The organism is Burkholderia sp. 22088, from assembly GCF_052045915.1.
Taxonomy (GTDB): domain Bacteria; phylum Pseudomonadota; class Gammaproteobacteria; order Burkholderiales; family Burkholderiaceae; genus Burkholderia; species Burkholderia cepacia.
The window spans coordinates 106,964-132,738 of record NZ_JBQEPY010000008.1; the positions used below are offsets into that span (position 1 = coordinate 106,964).

At 67.8% G+C, this 25,775-nt stretch carries 22 protein-coding genes; 13 read left to right on the plus strand and 9 right to left on the minus strand.

What is annotated here, in order from left to right; all coding sequences use genetic code 11:
• The first annotated feature begins 460 nt into the window (after positions 1-460).
• Both ACTJLD_RS16925 and ACTJLD_RS16930 read left to right on the plus strand, forming a co-directional pair.
• On the plus strand, positions 461-838 hold the full coding sequence (locus ACTJLD_RS16925) for a hypothetical protein (protein WP_027790307.1): 378 nt from the start codon (positions 461-463) through the stop codon (positions 836-838).
• A 223-nt stretch (positions 839-1,061) separates the two neighbouring features.
• Entirely contained in the window at positions 1,062-1,550 is a 489-nt protein-coding gene (locus ACTJLD_RS16930) for a hypothetical protein (RefSeq protein WP_060083843.1), read from the plus strand.
• Between the two features lie 246 nt (positions 1,551-1,796).
• Here the strand turns inward: ACTJLD_RS16930 and hpnH are convergent, their stop codons facing one another.
• Both hpnH and ispH read right to left on the minus strand, forming a co-directional pair.
• The gene (hpnH, locus tag ACTJLD_RS16935) at positions 1,797-2,957 is read right to left on the minus strand and encodes an adenosyl-hopene transferase HpnH (protein ID WP_021158681.1); all 1,161 of its coding nucleotides are present in this window, start codon (positions 2,955-2,957) and stop codon (positions 1,797-1,799) included.
• A 12-nt stretch (positions 2,958-2,969) separates the two neighbouring features.
• Positions 2,970-3,911, minus strand: a complete 942-nt coding sequence (gene ispH, locus ACTJLD_RS16940; RefSeq protein ID WP_027790309.1) for a 4-hydroxy-3-methylbut-2-enyl diphosphate reductase — start codon at positions 3,909-3,911, stop codon at positions 2,970-2,972.
• Between the two features lie 402 nt (positions 3,912-4,313).
• Here ispH and ACTJLD_RS16945 point away from each other — a divergent pair, with 402 nt between their 5' ends.
• Positions 4,314-5,501: a glycosyltransferase gene (locus ACTJLD_RS16945; RefSeq protein WP_059693094.1), complete on the plus strand. Its 1,188-nt coding sequence runs from the start codon at positions 4,314-4,316 to the stop codon at positions 5,499-5,501.
• A gap of 102 nt (positions 5,502-5,603) precedes the next feature.
• Here the strand turns inward: ACTJLD_RS16945 and ACTJLD_RS16950 are convergent, their stop codons facing one another.
• Both ACTJLD_RS16950 and hpnA read right to left on the minus strand, forming a co-directional pair.
• Positions 5,604-7,058 (minus strand): phage tail protein, encoded by a 1,455-nt coding sequence (locus ACTJLD_RS16950; protein WP_440659339.1) that lies wholly within the window; start codon positions 7,056-7,058, stop codon positions 5,604-5,606.
• Positions 7,059-7,166: 108 nt separating this feature from the next.
• A complete protein-coding gene (gene hpnA, locus ACTJLD_RS16955) occupies positions 7,167-8,174 on the minus strand; it encodes a hopanoid-associated sugar epimerase (protein ID WP_011353724.1) in 1,008 nt (335 codons plus the stop codon).
• Positions 8,175-8,338: 164 nt separating this feature from the next.
• On the opposite strand from hpnA, the gene ACTJLD_RS16960 reads away from it, so the two are divergent.
• The 3 genes from ACTJLD_RS16960 to ACTJLD_RS16970 all read left to right on the plus strand — a co-directional run bounded on the left by ACTJLD_RS16960 (position 8,339) and on the right by ACTJLD_RS16970 (position 11,080).
• Positions 8,339-8,635 (plus strand): acylphosphatase, encoded by a 297-nt coding sequence (locus ACTJLD_RS16960; protein ID WP_006480292.1) that lies wholly within the window; start codon positions 8,339-8,341, stop codon positions 8,633-8,635.
• 16 nt (positions 8,636-8,651) lie between these two features.
• Complete coding sequence (gene rarD / locus ACTJLD_RS16965) at positions 8,652-9,551, plus strand: EamA family transporter RarD (protein WP_060315769.1); 900 nt, start codon at positions 8,652-8,654, stop codon at positions 9,549-9,551.
• 407 nt (positions 9,552-9,958) lie between these two features.
• Positions 9,959-11,080: an OpgC domain-containing protein gene (locus ACTJLD_RS16970; RefSeq protein WP_440659340.1), complete on the plus strand. Its 1,122-nt coding sequence runs from the start codon at positions 9,959-9,961 to the stop codon at positions 11,078-11,080.
• Positions 11,081-11,114: 34 nt separating this feature from the next.
• On the opposite strand, the gene ACTJLD_RS16975 is transcribed toward ACTJLD_RS16970, so the two are convergent.
• Positions 11,115-11,321: a hypothetical protein gene (locus tag ACTJLD_RS16975; protein WP_027790314.1), complete on the minus strand. Its 207-nt coding sequence runs from the start codon at positions 11,319-11,321 to the stop codon at positions 11,115-11,117.
• A 117-nt stretch (positions 11,322-11,438) separates the two neighbouring features.
• A complete protein-coding gene (locus tag ACTJLD_RS16980; RefSeq protein ID WP_027790315.1) occupies positions 11,439-12,959 on the minus strand; it encodes a peptide MFS transporter in 1,521 nt (506 codons plus the stop codon).
• 499 nt (positions 12,960-13,458) lie between these two features.
• Between ACTJLD_RS16980 and ACTJLD_RS16985 the strand changes: the two genes are divergently transcribed.
• The 7 genes from ACTJLD_RS16985 to ACTJLD_RS17015 all read left to right on the plus strand — a co-directional run bounded on the left by ACTJLD_RS16985 (position 13,459) and on the right by ACTJLD_RS17015 (position 21,332).
• Positions 13,459-14,040 (plus strand): cupin domain-containing protein, encoded by a 582-nt coding sequence (locus ACTJLD_RS16985; RefSeq protein WP_021162455.1) that lies wholly within the window; start codon positions 13,459-13,461, stop codon positions 14,038-14,040.
• A 179-nt stretch (positions 14,041-14,219) separates the two neighbouring features.
• On the plus strand, positions 14,220-15,830 hold the full coding sequence (locus tag ACTJLD_RS16990) for a peptide ABC transporter substrate-binding protein (protein ID WP_027790316.1): 1,611 nt from the start codon (positions 14,220-14,222) through the stop codon (positions 15,828-15,830).
• 11 nt (positions 15,831-15,841) lie between these two features.
• The gene (locus ACTJLD_RS16995) at positions 15,842-16,780 is read left to right on the plus strand and encodes an ABC transporter permease subunit (protein WP_021162452.1); all 939 of its coding nucleotides are present in this window, start codon (positions 15,842-15,844) and stop codon (positions 16,778-16,780) included.
• 13 nt (positions 16,781-16,793) lie between these two features.
• Entirely contained in the window at positions 16,794-17,696 is a 903-nt protein-coding gene (locus ACTJLD_RS17000; RefSeq protein WP_027790318.1) for an ABC transporter permease, read from the plus strand.
• Between the two features lies 1 nt (position 17,697).
• Positions 17,698-18,690: an ABC transporter ATP-binding protein gene (locus ACTJLD_RS17005; RefSeq protein WP_021162450.1), complete on the plus strand. Its 993-nt coding sequence runs from the start codon at positions 17,698-17,700 to the stop codon at positions 18,688-18,690.
• Positions 18,687-19,706 (plus strand): ABC transporter ATP-binding protein, encoded by a 1,020-nt coding sequence (locus ACTJLD_RS17010; RefSeq protein WP_021162449.1) that lies wholly within the window; start codon positions 18,687-18,689, stop codon positions 19,704-19,706. The genes ACTJLD_RS17005 and ACTJLD_RS17010 overlap by 4 nt, the downstream gene beginning before the upstream one ends.
• A gap of 165 nt (positions 19,707-19,871) precedes the next feature.
• Positions 19,872-21,332 carry an OprD family porin gene (locus tag ACTJLD_RS17015; RefSeq protein WP_059688057.1) on the plus strand — a complete coding sequence of 487 codons (1,461 nt, stop codon included), beginning with the start codon at positions 19,872-19,874 and terminating at the stop codon, positions 21,330-21,332.
• A gap of 52 nt (positions 21,333-21,384) precedes the next feature.
• Here ACTJLD_RS17015 and ACTJLD_RS17020 read toward each other — a convergent pair whose 3' ends face one another.
• The 3 genes from ACTJLD_RS17020 to ACTJLD_RS17030 form a co-directional block, all read right to left on the minus strand.
• Complete coding sequence (locus ACTJLD_RS17020; RefSeq protein ID WP_027790320.1) at positions 21,385-22,377, minus strand: DedA family protein/thiosulfate sulfurtransferase GlpE; 993 nt, start codon at positions 22,375-22,377, stop codon at positions 21,385-21,387.
• Between the two features lie 151 nt (positions 22,378-22,528).
• Positions 22,529-22,798, minus strand: a complete 270-nt coding sequence (locus ACTJLD_RS17025) for a hypothetical protein (RefSeq protein WP_011353737.1) — start codon at positions 22,796-22,798, stop codon at positions 22,529-22,531.
• Positions 22,799-23,076: 278 nt separating this feature from the next.
• A complete protein-coding gene (locus tag ACTJLD_RS17030) occupies positions 23,077-25,419 on the minus strand; it encodes a phosphocholine-specific phospholipase C (protein WP_440659341.1) in 2,343 nt (780 codons plus the stop codon).
• Between the last annotated feature and the right edge of the window lie 356 nt (positions 25,420-25,775).

The window sequence follows — 25,775 nt, forward strand, 5'->3', positions numbered from 1 at the left end:
GAAACGGCCGATGCGTGATTATCGCGCGTCCTTGCTGCGCACGTCGTGTCGCTATCCGGCAATCCGGATGCGATGCTTGTCCTGAATCACGAGAACCGTTCGATCCGGCAAGGCCGCGGTTCGAGATATCCGCGGGTATCCGCACGCGCGATATCACGCCGGAAGCCTTGCCGGAAGGTGCGCCCGCTGCGATCGCATCGGCAACACGTCATTTCGGAAATTGAAAAAGCGCTGTGTGCACGGCTTCGGATCGTCTGAACAAATGCGATCAGGGCATTGAATGAAATAAAGAAATTCCGATTGAGAGGGATTCGCGCATGACGTGGTTCGCGCACCGAATTCCGAAGCCGAAAATATCAATTGCGGAATCGGCTATTCAAGCGGCATGCAGCGCGACATACGATGCTTTCAACGCATCGTCGAACACGATCGATGCGGGGACAACCATCTGGAGGCCACTATGCGATCCCTCGTTCCCGTTGCCGTACTTTCCTGCGCACTCGTTGCGCTGCCCGCCGTCAGCTTTGCGCAGTCGGCCGTTTCCGACGGGGCATCGAATGCCTCGCTGTCGAGCTGGTCGGCGGCGCGTGCCGAAACCAACGCGCAACTGATGCAGATGACGCGCGCAGGTTATCGCGCGACGTCGGCCGGCAACCAGAACTATCCGCTCGCGATGCAGCGTGCGCTCGAACGTGTCCGCAATCCGGTGCCGGACCGGTCGCGCGAAGAGCGGGCCGAGATGGAGGCGCGCGCCGCACGCGACGCGCAGGGCGGCCATCCGGTCAAGGCGTTCTTCGTGAAGACCGCGTACTACCTGAAGGGCGAGAACACGTTTTGATGCAGGAGACGAGCATGGCTTGCCCGATCCGATTTGCCTGCGTCGTGCGCGCACCGGCGCTGCGCCGGCTGCCGGCCGCGCGAGCGTCGCAGCGGCGGGACGATGCGCGCGGCGCGCGACGTCGTGCGAAACACCGCCGCCTTGCGCACCGTGATGCCGTTGCGTGCCGTACCGCATGGCCGGCCGTCGCGGCGAGCGATGTGCCCGCAAGCGGGAGCCCGTCATGAAGGGCTCCCGGAAGCATCGCCGCCACGTGCCGCTGACCCGCGAGTGGTTGTTGCCGCTGCCGCCGGTGCATGCACGCGACATCTCGCTGAAATGCCACATGGCGCTCGTCGCGCTGCGCGGCGGGCATGGCAACGAGGCGCTGCTGATGCGGTTGCGCACGAGCGTCTACCTGGTGTTCCTGGCGCTCGACGATGCGGTGTGCGCGGATGCCGACATCGACCTGTGCGTCGACGCGGAGCGTGCGCTCGACGCGGGCGTGGCACGCGCGGCGCAAGGCGGCGCATGGACGCTGCACGACGACGAATGCGCGGTGCTCGAGCATGTGCTCGCGGCGAACGACACGTGCGTCACGACGCTCACGCGGCGTCGGCTGGCCGAGCTGTGGGAGCACGTCTGCGCGTTCGCGTCGAGCGGCCAGCCGGCGCTCGTCGCGGGCGCGGCGGAGAAGATGCGCATGCACGCGGCCGAATCGCTGGCCGCGTAGCGTCGCACCGGTTTCGCCGGGAGTCTGGAGGAGACAGGGCCGGCCGCACCGGCGCGGCCGCCGTCAATCGCCGAAGCAGCGATTGCACGGCTGTCGCAGCCTGTCGCGGCCTGTCGTGGCCATACGGTGACGGCGGAACGCGACTCGACACATCGGCCCAAAACAAAAGCGCCACGGAGCAGGCTCCGTGGCGCTTCTTTTTTCCCGCCGGCGCGGAGGGCAAGCCCCCCGCGTGGCGAAACGCGCTTAAGCGGCGGCTGCCGGCTTCGCCGGCTTCTGCAGCTTGCCCTTGCCGGCGCGCTGGATTTCCTCGAGCTTGATCTCGACGTGGCGCGAGAACACGTACTCGGCCGGACGCTGCTTGTCGATCGGAATGTCCGGTGCGAACGGGCCGTCGGTCTTGATGCCCTTGCGGCTCACGGCAAACGCCTTCAGCGGATGCGCCATCGTGTCCATCACGGCGGTCGCCTCGAAGCCGCAGTGGACCATGCAGTCCGCGCACTTCTCGTAGTTGCCGACGCCGTAGTTGTCCCAGTTCGTGTCTTCCATCAGTTCCTTGAAGGTCTTCACGTAACCTTCGCCGACCAGGTAGCACGGCTTCTGCCAGCCGAACACCGTACGCGCCGGGTTGCCCCACGGCGTGCACTTGTACGTCTGGTTGCCGGCCAGGAAGTCGAGGAACAGCGACGACTGGCTGAACGACCAGCGTTTGCCGCCTTCGCCGCGCTTCAGGATCTCGCGGAACAGGTTCTTCGTCTTGTCGCGGTTCAGGAAGTGCTGCTGATCCGGTGCGCGCTCATACGCGTAGCCCGGCGACACGGTGATGCCGTCGACGCCGATCGGCTTGAGCGTATCGAAGAACTTCGCGACGCGCTCGGGGATCGCATCGTTGAACAGCGTGCAGTTGATGTTCACGCGGAAGCCGCGGCGCTTCGCTTCCTTGATCGCCGCGACCGCCTTGTCGTACACGCCTTCCTGCGACACCGAGTGGTCGTGCATCTGCGCGTCGCCGTCGAGGTGGACCGACCAGACGAAGTACGGGCTCGGCTGGTAGTCGTCCATCTTCTTTTCCATCAGCAGCGCGTTCGTGCAGAGGTAGACGAACTTCTTGCGCTTCATGATGCCGCGGACGATTTCCGGCATTTCCTTGTGCAGCAGCGGCTCGCCGCCGGCGATCGACACGATGGGTGCGCCGCACTCGTCGACCGCTTCCAGGCATTCCTGGACGGACAGGCGCTGGTTCAGGATGGGATCCGGGTAATCGATCTTGCCGCAGCCGTTGCAAGCGAGGTTGCAGCGGAACAGCGGCTCGAGCATCAGCGCGAGCGGATAGCGTTTGTTGCCGGACAGGTGTTGGCGCGTGATGTACGCGCCGACGCGGACTTGCTGGAGCAGCGGAATAGACAAGAGATGTCCTCCTTAAACTTCGCGGGCGACAGCTTGCGTGAGCTTCGCCGGCAACTTGAATTCGACTTTTTCTTCACGGCCCGCCATCGTCGTGACGTCAACGGGGCCCAGCGCGCGCAACGCGCCGATTACATCTTCGACCATTTCCTCGGGCGCGGACGCCCCGGCGGTCAGGCCGACGGTCGTCGCATTCGCGAACCATTCGGCCTTGACTTCCGAACCGTCGGCGACGAGGTAGCTCGGCACACCGCTTTCGGTGCCGATCTCGCGCAGGCGGTTCGAGTTCGAGCTGTTCGTCGCACCGACCACGAGCAGTACGTCGACCTGTTCGCTCAGTTCGCGCACGGCAGCCTGGCGATTCTGCGTGGCGTAGCAGATGTCGCGCGTGTCCGGGCCGACGATGTCGGTGAACCGGCGCTGCAGCGCTTCGATGATGCCGCGCGTATCGTCGACCGACAGCGTGGTCTGCGTGATGTACGCGACCGGCGTGTCGACGGGCAGCGTCAGCGTATCGACTTCCGCTTCGCTTTGCACGAGGATCACCTCGGCCGGAATCTGGCCGATCGTACCCTCGACTTCCGGGTGGCCCGCATGGCCGATCAGGATCAGCCGGCGGCCCGCCGCGACGTACTGGCGGCCTTGCACGTGCACTTTCGTGACGAGCGGGCAGGTGGCGTCGAGCACGTCGAGCCCGCGCGTTTCCGCATCGCGCTCGACCGTCTGGGCGACACCGTGCGCGCTGAAGATCGCGACAGCGCCGTGGGGCACCTCGTCGAGCTCCTCAACGAATCGCGCCCCTTTATTACGCAGGTTTTCGACGACATGCCGGTTATGCACGATCTCATGACGCACATAGACCGGCGCACCGTGCTGTTGCAGCGCGCGGTCGACGATCTCGATCGCACGGACAACTCCCGCACAAAAGCCGCGGGGCTGGGCAAGGATGACTCGCATAAGTGAGCGAACTCCGACGACAGACGCCGGGGTTCGAGGAGCTGGCACTCGCTCGCTCGCCCCGGCTTGATGTTATGAAGGCAGGAACGAACCGGCCGGCCAGGCCCCGGAACCCCGAATTAATCGCGCATTTTAACTCTATCGGGCCGTCCTTGCTTTGGTGCTGTGTCTGCCGTGTTGCATTTGCGGGAGAGCCGCGTCGGCGCTGGCGCGTGCGGAACCCAGTAAACTATGCGGTTTCGCGGGCAGCCGCTCCGGCTGCCCGGCGCCGCGCTCATTCCAAGGCCATTCGATGACCGTCGATTCTTACGCGTATTACCCGGCCGCCCGTGCCGTTTCGGGCGCTTTGTTCCTGACCCCCATTGATTTTGCCGAACCCGGCGCCCGGCAGGAGGCGCGCCGATGATGCTGGTTCTCGCTTTTCTGGTGTCCGGGCTGTCGCTGATCATCTGGATCGTGCTGCTCGTCGCGCGTGGCGGTTTCTGGCGCGCGGTGCCCGCGCGGCCGCTGCCGCCCGAGGCGCGCGGCGCCGCGGCCGAGGCCGGCTGGCCGGCCGTCGTCGCGGTCGTGCCGGCGCGCAACGAGGCCGACGTGATCGCCCGGGCGGCGACTTCGCTGCTCGAGCAGGATTATCCGGGCGAATTTCATCTGATCATTGTCGACGACCACAGCGACGACGGCACCGCCGACGCGGCCCGCGCGGCCGCGCTCGCGATCAACCGCGCCGACCGGCTGACGGTGCTGGCCGCGAAGCCGCTGCCGGCCGGCTGGTCGGGCAAGGTGTGGGCGCAGTCGCAGGGGATCGCCGCGGTGCAGGCGCTCGGCCTGCCGGCCGACTACCTGCTGCTGACGGACGCCGACATCGGCCATCCGCCGGACGCCGTCGCACAGCTCGTCACGCGCGCGCAGGCCGAGAACCGCGATCTCGTGTCGCTGATGGTGCGGCTGCGCTGCGATTCGTTCTGGGAAAAGGCGCTGATCCCGGCGTTCGTGTTCTTCTTCGCGAAGCTCTACCCGTTCTCGTGGATCAACAACCCGCGCAACCGGACGGCCGGTGCCGCGGGCGGCTGCATGCTGGTGAAGCGCACGGCGCTCGAGGAAGCGGGCGGCATCGAGTCGATCCGCGGCGCGCTGATCGACGACTGCAGCCTGGCCGCGCAGATCAAGCACCGCGGCAGCGGCCGCCACCCGATCCGGCTCGACCTGGCCGACCGCAGCGTGTCGCTGCGTCCGTACGACAGCTGGCGCGACATCTGGAACATGATCGCGCGCACGGCGTTCACGCAGCTGCACTATTCGCCGCTGCTGCTGGCCGGCACGCTGCTCGGGATGACGATCATCTATCTCGTGCCGCCCGCCGCGGCGCTCGCGTACGGCGCGCGCGCGTGGCCGGCGTGGCTCGCGTGGGCGTCGATGTGCGCCGCGTATGCGCCGATGCTGCGCTACTACCGGCGCTCGCCGCTGTGGGCGCCCGCGCTGCCGCTCGTCGCGCTGTTCTACGTCGGCGCGACGTTCGCGTCCGCGTGGCGCTACTGGCGCGGCAAGGGCGGCCAGTGGAAGGCGCGCGTGCAGGCGCCGGTGGAGCGCTGAGCGGATCCCGGGAGGCGTGCCTCCCGGCAGCCGGAAAGCAAACAGCCCGATCGTGGAAACGGTCGGGCTGTTTCGTTTTCGGCGGGGGCTGCCTGCCGGTGCCTAGCGCTGGGTCAGCATCATGTACATCTGGATCACGACGTCCGGCGAGAACGTGAACGGCACCCAGCCGTAGCCCGTGTGACGGGCGACCAGCAGGCGGTCGCCGTTCGACTGCTTCTGCACGGCCATCATCGGGTTCTTCGTCGTCACGAAGCGCCAGCCGGCCGGGATGCCGGGCGGCGGCTCCGGCTGCATCGACGCGCGCGCATGCGCGAGTTCCTCGATCAACTGGCCCAGTTGCTCCGGATGCAGCGTGATCGATTCGCCGTTGATGGTCAGCGTGAGTTCGTTCTGCGTCGGACGCGACACGTGCAGCGTCGATTTGTCGGACGGCGCCGGCGTGGTGGCGGCTTCGACTTCGACTTCACCTTCAACCGGCGTGTCGGCTTGCGCCGTCGCGACGATGGCCGTCCCGGTGTCGGCCGTTGCCTCCACCGCTTCGGCCACGGCCGGCGCGGGCGCGTTCACGGCCGGTTCCGCCGCCGGCGTGTCGGCCGGCGCGGGTTCGACGACTTCCGCCGCAACGGCCGTGGCGGCCACCGCGCTCGTCGCGGCTTCCTTGACGACGGCCTCGACCAGCGCCTCTGCGTCGGCGATGGCCTTCGCGTGGTGCTGCGCAGCCGCTTCGGCTTGTGCGATCGCTTCGGTATGGCGTTGCGTGACGGCCTCGGCCTGCGCGGCGGCATCGGCATGGCGTTGCGCGGCCGCCTCGGCCTGCGCGATCGCTTCGGTATGGCGTTGCGTGACGGCTTCGGCCTCGGCGGTGGCGTCGGCGTGACGCTGCGCGGCGGCCTGCGCTTCCGCGATCGCCTGCGCGTGCTGCTGCGCGAGCGCTTCGGCTTCGGCGATCGCGGCCGTGTGGCGCTGGGCGGCGGCTTCGGCTTCCGCTATGGCGGCCGCGTGGCGCTGCGTGGCCGCTTCGGCTTCGGCGGTCGCTTCCGCGTGACGCTTCGCGGCGGCCTCGGCTTCGACGGTCGCGGCCGCATGGCGCTGGGCGGCCGCTTCGGCTTCGGTGGCTGCGGCGTGATGACGCTGCGCGGCGGCCTCGGCTTCGGCGATCGCGGCCGCGTGGCGCTGCGACGCCGCTTCGGCATCCGCGTGACGCTGCGCGAGTGCTTCGGTCAGCGCGGTGGCTTCCGCATGGCGTTGCACGGCGGCTTCGGCTTGCGCGGTGGCATCGGTATGACGCTGGGCGGCGGCTTCGGCGGCGGCGGTCGCGCTGGCGTGGCGCTGCTGCGCGGCCTCGGCTTCGGCGGCGGCGGCCGTGTGGCGTTGCGCGGCGGCCTGCGCTTCGGTTTCCGCGGCGGCGTGACGCTCTGCCGCGGCCCGGGCTTCCGCTGCTGCGGCGCGCGCGAAGGCTTCCGCGCTGCGGGCCGCCTGCTGCGCGGCGTGGTGATCGTGGAGGAGCTGATCGACGCCCACGGTGAGCGAAGCGATCTGATCGTTCAGGTTCATGCGTGTCTTCTCTGCGTAAGACCCGCGATTTTAACCGCTGCGCCGGTGCCGGGCCGTGCGCGACGTGTAACAAAGTGCGCAAAGCGGCGTGAAGTACGCCGCTTTGTGCTACTTCAGGTAGCCCGCGGAGCCGAACCAGTCGAGCGCATCGCGCAGCCCTTCGCGGTACGGGCGCGCACGGTAGCCGAGCTCGCGCTCGGCCTTCGCCGACGTGAAATACATCTTGTTCTTCGACATCCGCAGCCCGTCCACGGTGACGAACGGCTCCTTCTTCGTGAACTTCGCGACCGCTTCCGCGCCGACTGCGAGCGGATAGAGCGGCCAGCGCGGCAGCGCGATCGTCGGCGCCTTGCGGCCCGTCATCTGCGCGATGTCGGCGAGCATCTGCTGCAGCGGCAGGTTCTCGCCGCCGAGGATGTAGCGCTCGCCGATCCGGCCGCGCTCGAGCGCGAGGAAGTGGCCGTGCGCGACGTCGTCGACGTGCACGAGGTTCAGCCCCGTGTCGACGAACGCGGGAATCTTGCCGAGCGCGGCCTCGACGATGATGCGGCCGGTCGGCGTCGGCTTCACGTCGCGCGGGCCGATCGGCGTCGACGGATTGACGATCACGGCCGGCAGCCCTTCGTCGGCGATCATCCGTTCGACCGCGCGTTCCGCGAGCACCTTGCTGCGCTTGTAGACGCCGATCGCCTGTTCCGCCGTGAGCGGCCGGTTTTCGTCGGACGGATCGCCGGCACTCGTCACCTTCAGCGTCGCGACGCTGCTCGTGTAGACGATCCGCTCGACGCCTTCCGCGCGTGCCGCGCGCATCGTCGCGACCGCCCCCTCGAGGTTCGCGCGCTCGATCTCGTCGGGATCGGGCGCCCACAGCCGGTAGTCGGCCGCGACATGCAGCAGGTAGCGCACGCCGCGCAGCGCGGCGCGCATCGACGCCTCGTCGCGCATGTCGCCGGTGACGATCTCGGCGTCGAGATCCGCCACGTTCGTGCGCGGGCTGGTCGGGCGCACGAGCACGCGCACCGCATAGCCTTTCTGCTGCGCGATGCGCGCGACGGCCGAGCCGACGAAACCGGACGCGCCGGTGACGAGAACGAGATCGCGGGAGGTATCAGTCATGCGTTTCCTTCAGGGCCGCGCGCGGGCGGCGCGGCGGTTGAGCGTCGGCGAGATTGTACGTGGTCGGCGCGCGCGGCGACGCAAGGCCGCGTCGGGTGCGGGCATGTACGAAGCGGCCGACGCGACTACAATGCCGGGCTTGAATGCAACGGGAGGACGACGCGATGAGCCGCAATGAACTGGACGAACGGATCGAGACCTACTACGTACGGGTGCGCGGCGTCGTGCAGGGCGTCGGCTTCCGGCATGCGACGGTGCGCGAGGCGCATGCGTTGAAGCTGCGCGGCTGGGTCGCGAATCTCGAGGACGGCACCGTCGAAGCGATGATCCAGGGCCCCGGCGCGCAGATCGACCGGATGCTCGCGTGGCTGCGTCACGGGCCGCCGGCCGCGCGCGTGACCGAGGTGACGTTCGAGGAACGCCGGACCGAGAAGCGCTTCGAGCGCTTCCAGCAGCAGTAAGCGGCACGGAACGATCATGACGGGGTATCCGGAGGCCGGGCGCGGCCTCATGCTGTCGGTGACGGCATCGACGCTGTTCGCGCTGATGTCCGCCTACGCGAAACTGCTCGCGCCGCTCACGGGGCTCGACATCTTCGCGTGGCGCGTGTTGTGGACCGCACCGGGCGCGCTCGCGCTGATCGCGCTGCGCGGCCGCTGGCCGGCGCTCGTCGACCTCCTTCGGCGCAGCGTGCGCGACTGGCGCCTGCTGATCGCGGTGCCCGTGAGCGCCGCGCTGCTCGGATTGCAGTTGTGGCTGTTCCTGTGGGCGCCGCTGCACGGGCGCATGCTCGAAGTGTCGCTCGGTTATTTCCTGTTGCCGCTGACGATGGTGCTCGTCGGCCGCTTCTACTATCACGAACGGCTCGATCCGCTGCAATGGACGGCGGTCGCGTGCGCCGCGCTCGGCGTCGCGCACGAAGTGTGGGCAACGCGCGCGTTCGCGTGGCCGACGCTCGTCGTCGCGCTCGGTTATCCGCCGTATTTCGTGCTGCGCCGGCGGATCAACGCCGATTCGCTCGCCGCGTTCGCGGTCGAGATCGCGCTGCTGTGCCCGGTCGCGTTCGCGATGGTCGCGACGAGCGCGACGCGCGTGGCCGGCCATCCCGTGCTGTGGGCCGCGCTGCTGCCGGGGCTCGGCGTGCTGAGCACGCTCGCGCTCGCGAGTTACCTGAAGGCCAGCCGGATGCTGCCGATGGCCCTGTTCGGGATTCTCGGCTACGTCGAGCCCGTGCTGCTCGTCGCGGTGTCGCTGTTGCTGCTCGGCGAAACGCTGAGCGTCGCGAAGCTCGCGACGTACGGGCCGATCTGGGTCGCCGTTGCGCTGACCGCGTGGCACAGCGCCATGCTGATGCGGCGCCTGCCCGCGCGCGGATAGGCACGCGGATAGGCGTCGATCGCGACGCGGCGGCGGCGTGGAACGTGGCGCATATCGCATCGGCATCGTCATCGCCCGGCGGTCGAACCCGTCGATGCTGACCGCAAACTGGCGTCGCGCTGGCGTGAATCTGGCGACGCTGCCTGCTTCGCGTCACAAGGCTCGCGCGTGTAATCGAACAGAAGATTCGGTTGCACTTTGTTACTTAGGGTCTCTCCTGCTCGGCTACTAGACTGGCCTCACCGACTTCCCTTCGTATGCAGCCTTTTAATGAACGGTCCTCTCCGTGCCTGGCCGGCCGGGTTGGCGCGATGCGGGCATACGCGTATCGCGGCTGATCCCGCGCGCCTTCTTCTTCCCGATCCATTCCCCGGTGCGTGCCGCACCGCCGTCGTGCGGGTGCGCTCATGTCGTTGAGCGTGTCGCCCGCCACCGCTCGGCCGCCGCGCGGCGGCCGCCTGATCGAAGTCGATTTCTTCCGCGGCATCGTGCTGTTGATGATCGTCGTCGATCACATCGGCGCGAGCGTGCTGTCGCGCGTCACGCTGCACGCGTTCGCGCTGTGCGACGCGGCCGAGGTCTTCGTCTTTCTCGGCGGTTTCGCGACCGCGAGCGCCTATGGCGCGATCGCCGAACGGCACGGCGCGCGCGCCGCGCAACGGCGGTTCGTGCGCCGTGCGATGCAGATCTACCGCGCGTTTCTCGCGACCTCGACGCTGATGCTCGTCGTGTCGGCCGTGCTCGACCATTACGGGATCGATGCGCCGAACCTCGCGCTCGACGACGTCAGCGTGATGCTCGCCTCGCCGCTCACGGGCCTGGCCGAACTGCTGACGTTCCAGCGCCAGCCTTATCTCGCGTCGGTGCTGCCGATGTACGTGCTGTTCGCGCTCGCGTCGCCGGTGCTCGTGCCGTTCGCGCGCCGGCATCCATGGCTGCTCGTCGCGCTCGGCATTGCGTCGTGGATCGCGGCGGGCTGGCTCGGCCCCGAGCTGCTGGATACCGACGGATTCCGCTGGAGTTTCAATCCGTTCGCGTGGCAACTGATGTTCGTCGCCGGCGTGCTCGCGCGCTGCCAGCCGTTCTACCGGCGCATCGCGCTCGGCCGCTGGAGTGCCGCGGCGACCGGGCTGGCCTGCGCGGTCGTGCTCGGCTGCGCGAGCTACAAGCTGTTTTCGGGGCTGCCGCTGCCGGAAGGCGTGTTCAAGCGCGATCTCGCGCTGCCGCGCGTCGTGAGCTTCGCGGCCATCGCGTGGCTGATGGCCGATTGCGTGCGCTTCGGCTGGATCGCGCGGATCGCGCAGGGCGTGCGGCCGGTCGTGGCGGTGGGCCAGCGCGGGCTGATCTGCTTCGTCGCGGGCGCGGCGATCTCGCTCGTCATCGATTCGCTCCTGCATCCGGTCGTGGGCAGTGCCGACCTGCGGCACGTCGGCGTGGGCCTCGTGGCCGACGCGTGCGCGCTCGGGCTGATGATGGCCGTGGCCGGTTCGGGAACGTGGATCGCGCGGTGGCGCGGTGCGGCCGCGTGAGCGGCGCGGGCGGCACGGAACGTGCGGCGCGGCGTCAGTGAGGTGAGCCGATACGGGAGCGGGGAACGGCGGTGGGGTCGTCGGATTCGGCGTCGTCGCGCTCGTCGGGCGCCGGATCGTCGCGTTCCGCGAGTACCGCGTCGGCTTCGGCTGCTGCCCGGGCGGCGCGCAGTGCAGTGCATCGCTGCGCGTACCGGATGTCCGAGAGGATCCGGAGGAGCCTCGTGGTCTTGCTTTTCATGGTCTTCTCCCGCCAGCGCGCATCGCGGCGGATGCACTGCTTTGCAACCAGTGTAGGACGCAATCGCGCAACCGGCGGGAGAATGTGGCGTGCAGGCCGCACGCCGAGGGATAGCCCTTACTGGGCCGTGGCGGCACCCTGCGCCTGCAGCGATTCCTCGCGGCGCTCTTCCGCACAACGTTGGTGCTGGCGCGACAGGCGGTTCATCAGCGGCAGCAGCAGCAGCGCGAGCAGCATGCCGATCGCGGCGAGCCAGCCGAGCTTCTCGAACAGCGACAGGTAGAGCGGCAGCGATTCGGTGGCCGGCAGTTCGTGCGACGGCATCTGCGCGAAGTTCGCGACGACGCTGCCCAGATACTGCGACACGCCCGTCGCGACGAAGTACGCACCCATCATGAAGCCGCTCATGCGCGCCGGCACGTAGCGGGCGATCATCGCGAGGCCGAGGCCGCTCACCAGCAGTTCGCCGAGCGAGTAGAGGCCGTAGCCCCACACCATGAACCACGACGACACGCGGCCGTCCACCGCAAAGCGGCCGCTGATCGTGAACACCAGGTAGCCCGCGGCCACTGCGCCGAAGCCGAGCGCGTACTTCGCGGCGACCGGCAGGTCACGGCCGCCCTTCGCGACGGCGTTGTAGACCCACACGAGCACCGGGCTGAGCAGCATGATCCAGATCGGGTTCAGCGCCTGGAACTGCGCGGCGCTCCACGTGAACAGCGTCGTGCCGAACAGCATGAAGCGCGGATCGACGTTGCGCAGCGCGAACAGCGTCAGCGACGTCGACATCTGCACGTAGAAGATGAAGAACAGGATCACCTGGCCGATCAGCACGAGCGCCGCGATCAGGCCGGCGCGCTCCGAGCGCTCCGATTTCGCGATCATGTACGCGAAGATCGCGAGGATCGCGAACGCGGCCGTCCACACGCTGGCGACGGCGAGCTGCTTGTGCTGCAGCACGTACAGCGTGACCAGCGCGAGCCCGACACCGCCCAGGGCGACCGCGCCGAGGCGCTTCCAGCGGATCGGCTGGTCGTCGGGCAGCGAGCCGACGTGTGCGAGCGTGCGATGCATCAGCATGAAGTTGAGGATCGCGAGCAGCATGCCGCCGCAGCAGACCGCGAACGCGGTGTGCCAGCCCCAGTGATCCTTGATCCACGGCGTCGCGAGCATCGACACCGTCGAGCCGATGTTGACCGCCATGTAGTAGATCGTGAACGCGCTGTCGATGCGCGCGTCGTCGCCTTCATAGATGCGGCGCACGAGGTTCGCCGCGTTGGCCTTGAACAGGCCGTTGCCGACGACGATCACGCCGAGCGACGCGTACATGTACGTCAGCTGGTCGTTCGGTACCGACAGCATCAGGTAGCCGGCGCAGAGCACGGACGCGCCGATGATCATCGTGCGGCGGGCGCCGAGCACCTTGTCGCCGATCCAGCCGCCGATCGACGGCGCGGCATAGACGAGTGCGGTAAACGCACCCCAGGTCAGGTTCGCATGGCTGTCGGTGAAACCGAGCCGGTCGACCATGAAGAGGACCAGGAGCGCGGCCATGCCGTAGTAGCCGAAACGCTCCCACATTTCGATGAGGAAGACCGTCGTGAACGATCGGGTTTGTGAAACAGGTGGTTGCATCATCAATCTCGTTTGAAACGGACGGCACGGATCGCGCGTCGTCTTGGGGTCGAACTGGCGCCGATGCACAATGGGCCGGGTAAGCTTTGCGCTGGCGATGGAACAGTCGGGCGGTTAGCCCGGGCCGGGGCCTGACTCCGCCTGGTGTGGCGGGGAGGGGCCCCGACCGGCGCGCGCATGGTAACGGCAGCCGGTCCGGTGCGTCTGGTATCCGCCACTTAGGGAAACTCCTAATGTGGCAGTAGCTTTCAGGAACATTCGTCTCATCATTTACTTGTAAGCTTTCATGCCGGCTCTCCGAATATTCCCGGAGAGCCGCTTGCAGCTTGCCTGTGAAGCCGGCGAGTCTGGCAAGATAGCGCGTCGTTTCGCTCGCTTCGTGTCCCGTTTAGTGCACCGGGCTCAACACCGAAGACGGGTGCGAACCCGAAGACTAAGCTATATCGTTCTAACTTAGTTATTTTCCATCAAACATTTTTTGACGATCACTTTTCGGCCTGCTATGGTTCCCCCCACTGAAAACTCGCGGTCCGCAGATGCTGCCGCCGCTCTGGGCAGCAAGATTCGCGCGTTGCGCCAACGACTCAAGCGCACGCTCGACGACACCGCTACCGCCGCGGGGATTTCGAAGCCGTTTCTGTCTCAAGTCGAACGCGGGCTCGCGTCGCCGTCGCTGACATCGTTGGCCGGTATCGCGCACGCGCTCGGTGTGACGGTGCAGTACTTCGTGGATACGCCGAGCGAGGAACGCTCGGTCTGCCGAGGCGAGCAGCTGCGCTTCTTCGGGTTTGCCGATTCGGCGAACCTGTTCGCGAGGCTGACGAACGTGTCCGAAGGGCGCCAGCTGGAGGCGATCCTCGTGAGGATGCCGCCGGGGCAGAAGCGGTCTGAGGTGACGACACATGCAGGAGAGGAGTTCCTGTATGTGATTGAAGGGGAAGTGTCGCTGACGCTGGAAGGCAAGACGTTCGTCCTGCAGGCCGGTGACAGTTCGCACTATCAGTCGACGGTCCCGCACAGCTGGGTCAACACCGCGAAGATCGAGTCGGTGGTGGTCTGGGTCGGTACGCCGAGGCTGTTCTAACGCACAGGTATTCCTTCGTTTCGAAGACGGAATACCTGTCGAAAGAAACGTAAGGAATACTAAAATGCAATACGAGAATCACGGGCCTCCTCAATCGCTGCGCCCGTCAGCGTCTCACGCGTAAGCCGCGGCATCCGCCGCGCGACGCTCACCGAACAACCCTTCTCAAGACTGCCACGATGAAATCCTTGCATGCCATGTCGGCCGTGCTGGCCGCGCTCGCCCTGACGCCTGTCGCCCACGCCGTTTCCGTTCCGTCGAACGTCGCGCTCGCTCCTCAACAGGACCTGACGCGCCAGGTGCCCGCCGAAGTCGAGTCGCTCGACCCGGCGCACATCGAATCGTGGACCGGCAACACGATCGGCCTCGACCTGTTCGAAGGGCTGGCGCGCATCGACGCAGCCGGCCAGGTCGTGCCGGGTGTCGCGCTGTCGTGGGAACGCAAGACGCCGACGACGTGGATCTTCAAGCTTCGCCGCGACGCGAAGTGGAGCAACGGCCAGCCGGTGACGGCCGCCGATTTCGTCTATGCATGGCAGCGCCTCGTCGATCCGAAGACGGGCTCGAAGTACACGATCCTCGTCGAGTTCGTGAAGAACTCGAAGGACATCATCGCGGGCAAGGCCGCGCCGTCGACGCTCGGCGTGCGCGCCGTCGACCCGTACACGCTGGAAGTGACGACCGACGTGCCGGTCGCGTTCTTCCCCGAGCTCACCGCGATGGTGCCGCTCGCACCGGTGAACAAGGACACGGTGACGAAGCTCGGCGACGCATGGACGCGCCCGGGCAACATCGTCAGCAACGGCGCCTACCAGCTCGTCGACTGGCAGCCGAACAACCGCATCGTGATCTCGAAGGATGCGAAATACTGGAATGCGCCGAAGGTCGTGATCAACAAGGTCACGTACCTGCCGATCGAGAGCGACGAGACGGCGATGCGCATGTACCAGGCCGGCCAGATCGACTACAGCTATTCGATCCCGTCGGGGATCTTCCAGCAGGTCAGCAAGCAGTTCGGCGGCGAACTGCGCCAGGGCCTGCAGCTCGCGACGTACTACTACTACCTGAACAACAGCGATCCGGCACTGAAGGACAAGCGCGTGCGCCAGGCGCTATCGATGGTGCTCGATCGCGACGTGCTGACCCAGAAGCTCACGCAGGCCGGCGAGAAGCCGATGTACGGCCTGATGCCGAACGGCACGAAGGGCGTGCAGCCGTTCACGCCGGACTGGGCATCGTGGCCGATGGCGAAGCGTGTCTCGACCGCGAAGGACCTGCTGAAGCAGGCCGGCTATTCGGACGCGAAGCCGCTGTCGTTCACGCTGACCTACAACACCAACGACCTGCACAAGAAGGTCGCGCTGTTCGCGGCGTCCGAATGGCGTACCAAGCTCGGCATCAACACGAAGCTCGAGAACGTCGAGTTCAAGGTGCTGATGAAGCAGCGCCATGACGGCAAGGTGCAGATCGCGCGCGACGGCTGGTTCGCCGACTACAACGATGCGATGACGTTCTTCGACCTGCTGCGTTGCGGCAGCGCGCAGAACACCGTCGGCTATTGCAACAAGCAGGTAGACGCACTCGTCGACGAAGGCAACCAGAAGCTCGACGACAAGGCGCGTGCCACGCTGCTCACGCAGGCACACGATCTCGCGCTGAACGACACGCCGATGGTGCCGCTGTTCCAGTATTCGGCCGACCGTCTCGTGAAGCCGTACGTCGGTGGCTACTCGCTGAAGAACGTGATCGACATGCGTGCGTCGCAGGACATGTACGTGATCAAGCACTGAGCGGAGCGATCATGCTGGCCTACGCATTGAGGCGTACGTTGTGGGCGGTGCCGACGATCCTCGCGGTCGTCACCGTCTGCTACCTGCTGCTGCACCTGACGCCCGGTGGCCCGTTCGATACGGAAAAGCAGCTGTCCGCGGCGACGCTCGCGAACCTGAACGCGAAGTATCACCTCGACCAGCCGCTGTGGAAGCAGTACCTGATGTACCTGAACGCGCTGCTGCACGGCGATCTCGGTCCGTCGTTCCGTTACGTCGACTGGTCCGTGAACGACCTGGTGCGCAAGGCGCTGCCGGTGAGCCTCGGCGTGGGCGGCCTGTCGATCCCGATCTCGATCGGGCTCGGCGTGCTGCTCGGCACCGTCGCGGCCGTGCGCCGCGACAGCTTCATCGACCGCATCGTGATGCTGATCGGCAACGTCGGCAACGTCGTGCCGCCGTTCGTGCTCGGCCCCGTGCTCGTGTGGATCTTCGCGATCCTGCTGAAGACGTCGGCCGGTAACGGCTGGCTGCCGGCGGGCGGCTGGGGCGACGGCGGCTGGCAGTACCGGCTGCTGCCGATCGTGCTGCTGACCTTCATCAACATGTCGCTGCTCGCGCGCGTGATGCGCGGCTCGATGATCGAGACGCTGTCGAGCAACTACATCCGCACCGCGCGCGCGAAGGGCCTGCCGGGCTCGACGATCGTGCTGCGCCACGCGCTGAAGCCCGCGCTGATGCCGGTCGTGTCGCTGGTCGGCACGGTCTGCATCTCGTCGATCACCGCGGCCGTCGTCACCGAATCGGTGTTCGCGCTGCCGGGCCTCGGCCAGCTCGTCGTGAACGGTGCGATCAACCGCGACTACACGCTCGTGCTCGGCCTCGTCGTGCTGACCACCGTCTGCGCCGTGCTGTTCAACCTGCTGGTCGACCTCGCGTACGCGTGGCTCGATCCGCGCATCCGTTATTGAGCGAGGCACCGCGATGACTCCGACTACTCCCGTCGTCGGCCTGCCCGTGCAGACCGACACGCCGCCGCGTTCGCGCTCGCCGCTCGCGCTTGCCATGGCGCGCTTCCTTCACAACCGTGCGGCCGTGTTCAGCCTCGTGCTGCTCGCGCTGATCACGATCGCGTGTTTCGTCGGCCCGTGGCTGCTGACCGCCGACCCGGCCGCGAGCGACTGGGGCGCGATCAGCCTGCCGCCGACCTGGGCCAACCAGCACTGGTTCGGTACTGACGAGCTCGGCCGCGACCTGCTCGTGCGCACGCTGATCGGCGGACGCGTGTCGATCGAGGTCGGCTTGCTCGGCACGCTCGTGTCGGGCCTGTTCGGCGTCGCGTGGGGCGCGACCGCGGGCTTCGCGGGCGGCCGCACCGATGCCGTGATGATGCGCGTCGTCGACATGATGTACGCGATCCCGTACCTGCTGATCGCGATCCTGATGATGACCCTGTTCGGCCGCTCGTTCATGCTGGTCGTGCTGACCATCAGCGCGTTCTCGTGGATCGACATGGCGCGTGTCGTGCGCGGCCAGACGCTGTCGCTGCGCAGCCGCGAGTTCGTCGATGCGGCGCGCGCGATCGGCGTGTCGCCGGCCACGATCGTGCGGCGCCACGTGGTGCCGAACCTGCTCGGCGTGGTCGTCGTGTACGCGACGGTCTCGGTGCCGGGCATCGTGCTGACCGAATCGGTGCTGTCGTTCCTCGGCCTCGGCGTGCAGGAACCGATGACGAGCTGGGGCGTGCTGATCCAGGACGGCGCGCAGAAACTGGAATCGATGCCGTGGCTGCTGCTGGCCCCGGCCGTCATGCTGTGCGTGACGCTCTACTGCGTGAACTTCGTCGGCGATGGCCTGCGTGACGCGCTCGACCCGAAGGATCGCTGAAATGGGTGCACTGCTGGAAGTAGACAACCTCGGCGTGCGCTTCACGCGCAAGGACGCGCCGCCGGTCGACGCCGTGAGCGGCGTGTCGTTCTCGCTCGAAGCCGGCAAGACGCTCGGCATCGTCGGCGAATCGGGCTCGGGCAAGAGCCAGACCGTGATGGCGCTGCTCGGCCTGCTGGCCGGCAACGGCACGACGACCGGCGCCGCGCGCTATCGCGGCGACAACCTGCTCGAGATGGATGCGCGCGCGCTGAACAAGGTGCGCGGCGACCGGATCGCGATGATTTTCCAGGACCCGATGACGTCGCTCAATCCGTTCCTGACGATCGAGCGGCAGATGACCGAGACGCTGCAGCTGCATCGCAAGCTGTCGCGCAGGGAAGCCACGAAGCGCGCGATCGAGGCGCTCGAATCGGTGCGTATCCCGGACGCGGCGCGCCGCATCCGCATGTATCCGCACGAGTTCTCGGGCGGGATGCGCCAGCGCGTGATGATCGCGATGGCGCTGCTGTCCGAGCCGGAGATCCTGATCGCCGACGAGCCGACCACCGCGCTCGACGTGACCGTGCAGGCGCAGATCATCGACCTGCTGCGCGAGCTGAACCGCGAGCGCGGCACGGCGATCGTGCTGATCACGCACGACATGGGCGTGGTCGCGGGCCTCGCGGACGACGTGATGGTCATGTATGCGGGCCGCACCGTCGAATACGCGCCGGCCGAATCGATTTTCGCGGCGCCGTCGCATCCGTACACGATCGGCCTGCTCAACGCGCTGCCGCGCCTGACCGACGCGGACGATGCGCCGCTCGTCGCGATTCCCGGCAATCCGCCGATGCCCGGCACGGCGCCGGCCGGCTGCGCGTTCGCGAAGCGCTGCACGTACGCGGAAGAACGTTGCGGCGCGGCGCGCCCCGCGCTCGAAACCTATGGCGCCGTGGGCGCGGTGCGCGCGTGCCACCGGCCCGTGGCCGATATGACGGGAGGTCTGCGATGAGCGTCGATGAACGCCGCAATACCGGCGCGACGGACGACACGCTGCTGTCCGTCGATGGGCTGAAAGTGCATTTCCGCGTGCCGCTCGGCGGCTATCCGTGGTCACCGAAGGGCACGCTGCGCGCCGTCGACGGCGTGTCGTTCGACGTGAAGCGCGGCGAGACCGTCGGGCTCGTCGGCGAATCGGGCTGCGGGAAGTCGACGCTCGCGCGTGCGCTGATCGGGCTCGTGCCGATGACGGCCGGCGCCGTGAAATGGCGCGGCGAAGCCGTCGCGCCCGATCACCTGCGCGGCACCGCGATGCGGCGCGAAGTGCAGATGATCTTCCAGGATCCGCTCGCGTCGCTCGATCCGCGCATGACGATCGAACAGGTCGTCGCGGAGCCGCTCGTCACGCATCAGGCCGGCCTCGGCCGCACCGAGGTGCGCCGCCGCGTGGTCACGATGCTCGAACGCGTCGGCCTGAACGCGCATCACCTGCTGCGTTATCCGCATGAATTTTCCGGCGGGCAGTGCCAGCGCGTCGGCATCGCGCGCGCGCTGATCAGCGAGCCGAAGCTCGTGATCTGCGACGAACCCGTATCGGCGCTCGACGTGTCGATCCAGGCGCAGATCGTGAACCTGCTGCGCGATCTTCAACGCGAACTGTCGTTGTCCTATCTGTTCGTTGCACACGATCTCGCCGTGGTGAAGGCGATCAGCCAGCGTGTGCTCGTGATGTATCTCGGCCGCGTGATGGAGTTCGGCACGCGGCATGACGTGTACGGCGTCCCTCAACACCCGTACACGAAGGCGCTGCTCGATGCGGCGCCGACGCCGGAGCCGGCGCGCGAGCGTGCTCGCCGCCCGATGCTGCTGGCGGGCGAGATGCCCTCGCCGCTCAACCCGCCGTCCGGCTGCGCGTTCCGCACGCGCTGCCCGGTCGCGATCGATGCGTGCGCGCAGGACGTGCCGCTGCCGGAAGTTCGGCAGGGGTCGGCAGCGCGTGTCGCGTGCATCCGCGCGGGTGTGGCGTGAGCTGAAGTGACGCAGCAAACATAACCAAGGCAGGTCAACAGGGGTAGGTGCGGCGCGAACGATCTTCGCGCCGCGGGTACAGGCGCGTCCTTAACCGGGCGCGCCGGGGGGCCGGGAGCGGATCGCAGCCGGCGTGGACGATATCAACACAAGACGAGAATTACGATGAAGAAACAGAAGACGATCGGGACGGCATCGAAAATGCTGCTCGCATGGGGGCTGCCGGCACTCGCCGGTGTCTCGCTGACGGGCGTCGCGCACGCCGACGACGCGGCCCCCGCACCGCTGACGGTCGCCCAGGCCGCACCGGGCGCGACCGTTGCGCAGGCAACGACCCCGAACGCCGTTATCAACGCCGAAGCGACCCAGGCCGTCACGCCGCCCGACGAGCCGTCGGCCCAGTCGCAGTCGAAGGGTTTCATTGCCGACAGCCACCTCAACTTCCTGTTCCGCAACTATGCGGACGTGCTCGACGCCAAGGGCGGGCCGCATCGCCACGCGTGGGTCCAGGGCGCGATGGCGAACTTCGAGTCGGGCTATACGACGGGCCTGATCGGTATCGGCTTCGATGCGTCGCTGTATGCGGCGCTGAAGCTCGACGGCGGCCAGGGCGCCGGCAGCATGGTGCACATCGCGAAGGGCGGCGGTGGTGGCAACCAGCTCGCATGGGCTTATCCCGGCATCTACGACGTGAAGGCGCGCATCTCGAACACGGTGGTCAAGTACGGTCTGCAGGCCGTCGACAACCCGTTCATGGAGCAGCACGACAACCGTGCGCTGCCGCCGACGTTCCTCGGCGCGACACTCGTCAGCAATGAATTCAAGAACGTGATGCTCGAGGCCGGCAGCTTCACGAAGACCGACGCGCGCGGTCACACGACGCTCACCAACCTGACGACGCAATACGGCGGCACGCGCATCAATCGCCTGTCGTACGTCGGCGGCACGTGGGATTACTCGCCGAACGGCGAAATCGCGCTGTACGCGAACCAGGCCGACGACGTGTGGCACCAGTACTACGCGTCGGTGAAGCACAGCATCGGCAGCCCGCAGACGATCAAGTGGACGGGCTTCGGCAACGTCTACTCGACGCACGACACGGGCGATGCGCTGCAAGGCAAGATCAACAACAACGCGTACAGCCTGTCGCTGGCCGCGCAGCACGGCCCGCACGAGCTGCTGCTCGGCTTCCAGCAGGTGCTCGGCGACCAGTTCTTCGACTACCTGAACGAAACGAACGGCATCTTCCTGACCAACTCGATGGACGTCGACTACAACGCGCCGCACGAAAAGTCGCTGCAGCTGCGTTACACGTTCTACGGCAAGGAAGCGGGCCTGCCGGGCTTCAAGGCGATGGTCTGGGGCGTGACGGGCTGGGGTGCGGACGGCAGCGCGAGCGCGGCGCTCGACCCGAGCAAGTCGAGCATCTACTGGAGCAACGGCGCGCCGGTGCAGGGCCGTCACCACGAGTTCGGCTTCATCCCGTCGTACACGTTCCAGAGCGGCAAGCTGAAGGACACGAAGGTCACGTTCATCGCGATGTGGCACGCCGGTTCGGCGCACTACTCGGACGCGACGAACACCGAGTACCGCCTGGTCGTGAACCTGCCGCTGCACGCGTTCTGATCGAAGGGGGCATGCGCCCCCGCTTCGCACGGCCGGCTTTCGATCGAAACGATCAGGCCGGCTTGTGCAGCCCCGCGACCGGATCGTTCGCGGCCGGCATGTCTTCCACGAGCGACGTGAGCTGGCGGCCCGTATCGCGCCAGGCGTCGAGGCCGCCGCGCAGCGCGAGCGCATCGGTGAAGCCTGCGTCGAGCAGGCGCTTCGCCATCAGGGCCGCCGTCACTTCGTTCGGGCACGAGCAGTACACGACGAACTTCTGCGAGAGCGGATAGCGCGCGACGATGTCGCCGATCTGGCGATCGTCGGCGAATTGCGCGCCGGGAATCGTGAACGGGTCGAGCTTGCGGTGCTCGGGCGAGCGCACGTCGAGCACGACGGGCGCGGTGGTGTCGCGCAGCAGCTGGTCGAGTTCGTCGACGCTGATCCGCGCATTGGCCAGCTGGCGGATCAGCGCACGGCGGCGCATCCAGCGGATGGCCGCATACACGGCGAGCAGCGCGACGATCACCAGCAGCACCGCGCGGCCGAGGCGGCTCGCGCCGGCGAACAGCCAGTCGATCTGCCGGTAGAACACCAGCCCGGCCACCAGGCCGACGATCGTCCACAGTGCGGCGCCGAGGGCATCGTAGCCGGCGAACGTGCGGTAGCGCGTGCCGAGCGCACCGGCCATCGGCACCGATACCAGCGACAACCCGGGAATGAAGCGCGCGACCGCGAGCACGCGCACGCCGTAGCGGCCGAAGAAGCGTTCGGTCTTCCTCACGCAGGTATCGCGCGACAGCGACAGCCGGCAGATCGTCTTCAGCGTCGTGCCGCCGTAACGGCGCCCGGCGACGTACCACACGGTGTCGCCGATCAATGCGCCGAGCACCGACAGCGCCACCACCGTCACCAGTTGCGAGCCGATCATCTCGGGATGCATCGCGGACATCGCGCCGAACAGCACGAGCGTCGGCATCGCGGGCACCGGCAGGCCGATGGCCGCCGCGAGCACGTTGGCGAAGACGAGAAGCGGCCCGTATTGGGCGACGAGGTCACGGAGCATGACGGCTGGCCGAAAAGGACATGCGTGGGCAGGAAACGCAGATGGGCCGATTATCGGCCTTTTTCAAGACAACGGCGGGAATGACGGAAAGCGCCTGACGGCGGCAGGGGCGCGGTGAGCCGGCGCGCTGCGAGCGGCTCACCGTTCGAAATCAGGAGGAGGTGCGGGCGAGCGACGCGGCGCCGTGGTTTTCGCCGGGCAGCTCGGCGCCGTGCGAGCGGATCGCCGCGATCAGTTCGGCCGGCGTGATCTCGTAGCGGACTTCGCGATGGATGCCGGGCTTGCGTTCGTCGATCTCGATCAGCAGCACGCTTTTGCCGTCGCCGGTTGCCTCGAGCCGGAGCGAGCGCAGTTCGCGGCCGTCGGCCGGGTCGTGTTCGGTGAGCAGGGTCATTGCCCCGGATGAGCCGGTAGTGCGCATCGAACCTATCCTCGTATCGTGGATGCCGTAGTGGCGAAGATGTCTTTGTTGAATACAGCTCGACGCAGTTTAACGCGAACGGGCCGCAAGTCGGAGCATTTTCGCAAGCTGAAATGAGGGCTGAACCATCGATCCTTCTGATGTTTGAGCCGCGCGGGGCGGGCGTTTGCGCCGGATCGGGGCCGGCCGCGGCCGGCGCCCGAGCGTCGTTCCCGGCCGGGCCGGCGCGGGCGGCGACACGCGTACAACGTGGCGCAACGCGTGTCGCCGCGGCGGCATCAGAAGCGGTCGGCGAGCCCCATCGCCGGGTCGCTGACCGAGTGGCGGCCGGTTTCCACGCGGCCGGCGACCCGGCGCGAGAAACCCGGGTCGCTGTCCGCGGTGACGATGAAGTCGTACCAGTGGCCGGTCGAGTCGAGCTTCCAGTCCAGTTCGGCCTGGTCGCCGGCGCGCACAGTGACCGTCCACGTGGTACCGGTACCGCGACCCTGGCCGTTGCCGTCCTCGATGCCATGGTCATGGCCGTGACCGCGACCGTCGTGTGCGCCGCGGCCCGGGAGCGGCCCGTAGACCTGGTTCGACTTCACGGTGAAGCGCACCGTGCCGCCGCCGTGGTTGCGCAGCCGCAGGTGGAGGTTGCCGCTCGCGCCCGCATAGCCGACGCGAACTTCCGGATGAGGCGCGCGCGCACCGGCCAGGCGGCTCAGGTCGCCGGTGAAGCGGCGGTGATAGCCGTTCGGGCCCAGCACCCACAGGTCGTATTTACCGCCGTCGTCGGCGCGCGCCGCCCAGTCGCCGTGCAGCGTCTTGCCCGGTTCGACGACGTAGCGCCGCGGCAGGCGGTCGAGGTGCAGCTTGTCATAGACGTGGAACACGGCGGCGGCGCGGCCTGTATTCGCGAACTTCAGCGTGAGCGTGCCGTTGCCGGCATCGGCACGCGCGCTCGCGTGCAGCTCGTAAGGCAGCGCGCGCGACGGGCGCACGCCGGTGGCCTGCGCCGGCAGCGACGGCGCGGCCGGCGGCACGATCTTCGGTGCGGCCTGCTGCGCGGCGCTCAGCGCGTCGACCTGGCTTTTCGTCGTACGGCCCGCGAGCGTCGGCAGCGGTTCGTTGTTCGGCGAGCGGAAGTTGAACGCGCTCGTCAGGTCGCCGCACACCGCGCGGCGGTACGCGCTGACCTGCGGCTCGGCGACGCCGAAGCGCTTTTCGAGGAAGAGCAACGTCGACGTATGGTCGAACACCTGCGAGTTGACCCAGCCGCCGCGGCTCCACGGCGACACGACCCACATCGGCACGCGCGGGCCGGGGCCGTACGGGCGGCCGTCGATCGCCGGCTGGCTCGACGTGGCCGGCGTGAAGTCGTGGTACTCGACGGCGACGTCGGCGTCCCGCAGCGTATGGCCGCCCGCGAGCGTGCCGTCGGCGTTGCGCGACGGCACGGCCGGCGACGGCATGTGGTCGAAGAAGCCGTCGTTCTCGTCGTAGTTGACCAGCAGCACCGTCTTGCTCCACACCTCCGGGTTCGCCGTCAGCGCATCGAGCACCGCCTGCACGTACCAGCCGCCCTGCGCGGGGCTCGACGGCCCCGGGTGTTCGCTGTACACGGACGGCGGGATGATCCACGACACCTCGGGCAGCTTGCCGTTGCGGATGTCGTCGCGGAACGATTCGAGGAAGCCGTACGGCATCGTGTTGCCGAATCCCTTCGCGAGCGGGCTCAGCGGATCGTCGATCGCCGGATCGTAGAACGCGCCGGCCGCCGTCACGGGCTGCGTGATGTCCGTCGACGCGACGTAGGCGGGCCGGCGCGCGGGCGGCATCTGCTCGATCGCCGCGCGCCAGTGGCGGAAGCTCATCATCTCGTTGCAGCCGAAGTTGTCGATCAGGCTCTGGTAGACCTTCCAGTTCACGCCGGCCTGCTGCAGCCGGTCGGCGTAGGTGGTCCAGGTCCAGCCCTGGCTCGACGGGCCGATGTCGTTGCCGCCGTTGAACTGGTTGTTCAGCGCGGCGATCTTCACGCGGCTGCCGTCGGCCGGGCTGATGCCGTTCGGGCCGTTGGTGCCGCTCCAGTAGAACAGGCGGTTCGCGATCGTGCCCGTGTGCATCCCGCAGTGATAGTGGTCGCACAGCGTGAACGCATCGGCGAGCGCGCGCTGGAACGGGACTTCCGCCGCGTCGTAGTAGCCCATCGACAGCGGCGTCTTCGCGTCGGGCCAGCGGTTCATCCGGCCATGGTCCCAGGCGGCCTGCGCATCGGCCCACGTGTGCGGCGTGCCGCCCGCGCGCTGTGCGTTGCCCTGGCTCGCGTCGAGGTGATACGGCGTGACGGTGGCGGCGGGCGTCGGCTTCGTGTACGTCTGGTAGAACACGTTGCGGCCGTTCGGCGACGGCACCGCAAAGCGGTCGCCGTAGCCGCGCACGCCCTTGAACGTGCCGAAGTAGCTGTCGAATGCGCGGTTCTCCATCATCAGCAGCACGACGTGCTTGACGTCCTGGATGGTCCCCGTTTCGTGAAACGCGGGAATCGCGAGCGCGCGGCGGATGCTCGGCGGAAACGCGGCGAGTGCGGCGGCGAGGCCGGAAGTGGCGGTCTGCTGGAGGAATCTGCGGCGTGACGTCATGGCGTTCGGGTCCTGTGATGATGGGAGCGTTCGTGACTTCGTCCGGCGGTGCCCGTGCGTCGCCCGCCGGGGCGATGCGCGCGGCATGGGCGGTCGAGTGCGGCGGCCGCGCGTGGCGGAAGTGCGCGCATCGCGCGCGATCCGTGGTGCCGCGCGGATGCCTGGGCCGTTGCCGCGATCCTGCGCGACGCGCGCTCGCGATGCGCGGGCCAGGACGTCGGCACGCACCGGCCGGGTACGTGCCGGATTGGGCGGCGCCCAGTCTAGGGAGTCGACGTGACGCCGACGTGATGAAGGCATGACATCGCATGTCGCGCGCGTGACGTTGCGTGCGCAACGATCGATCGGGAGGCATC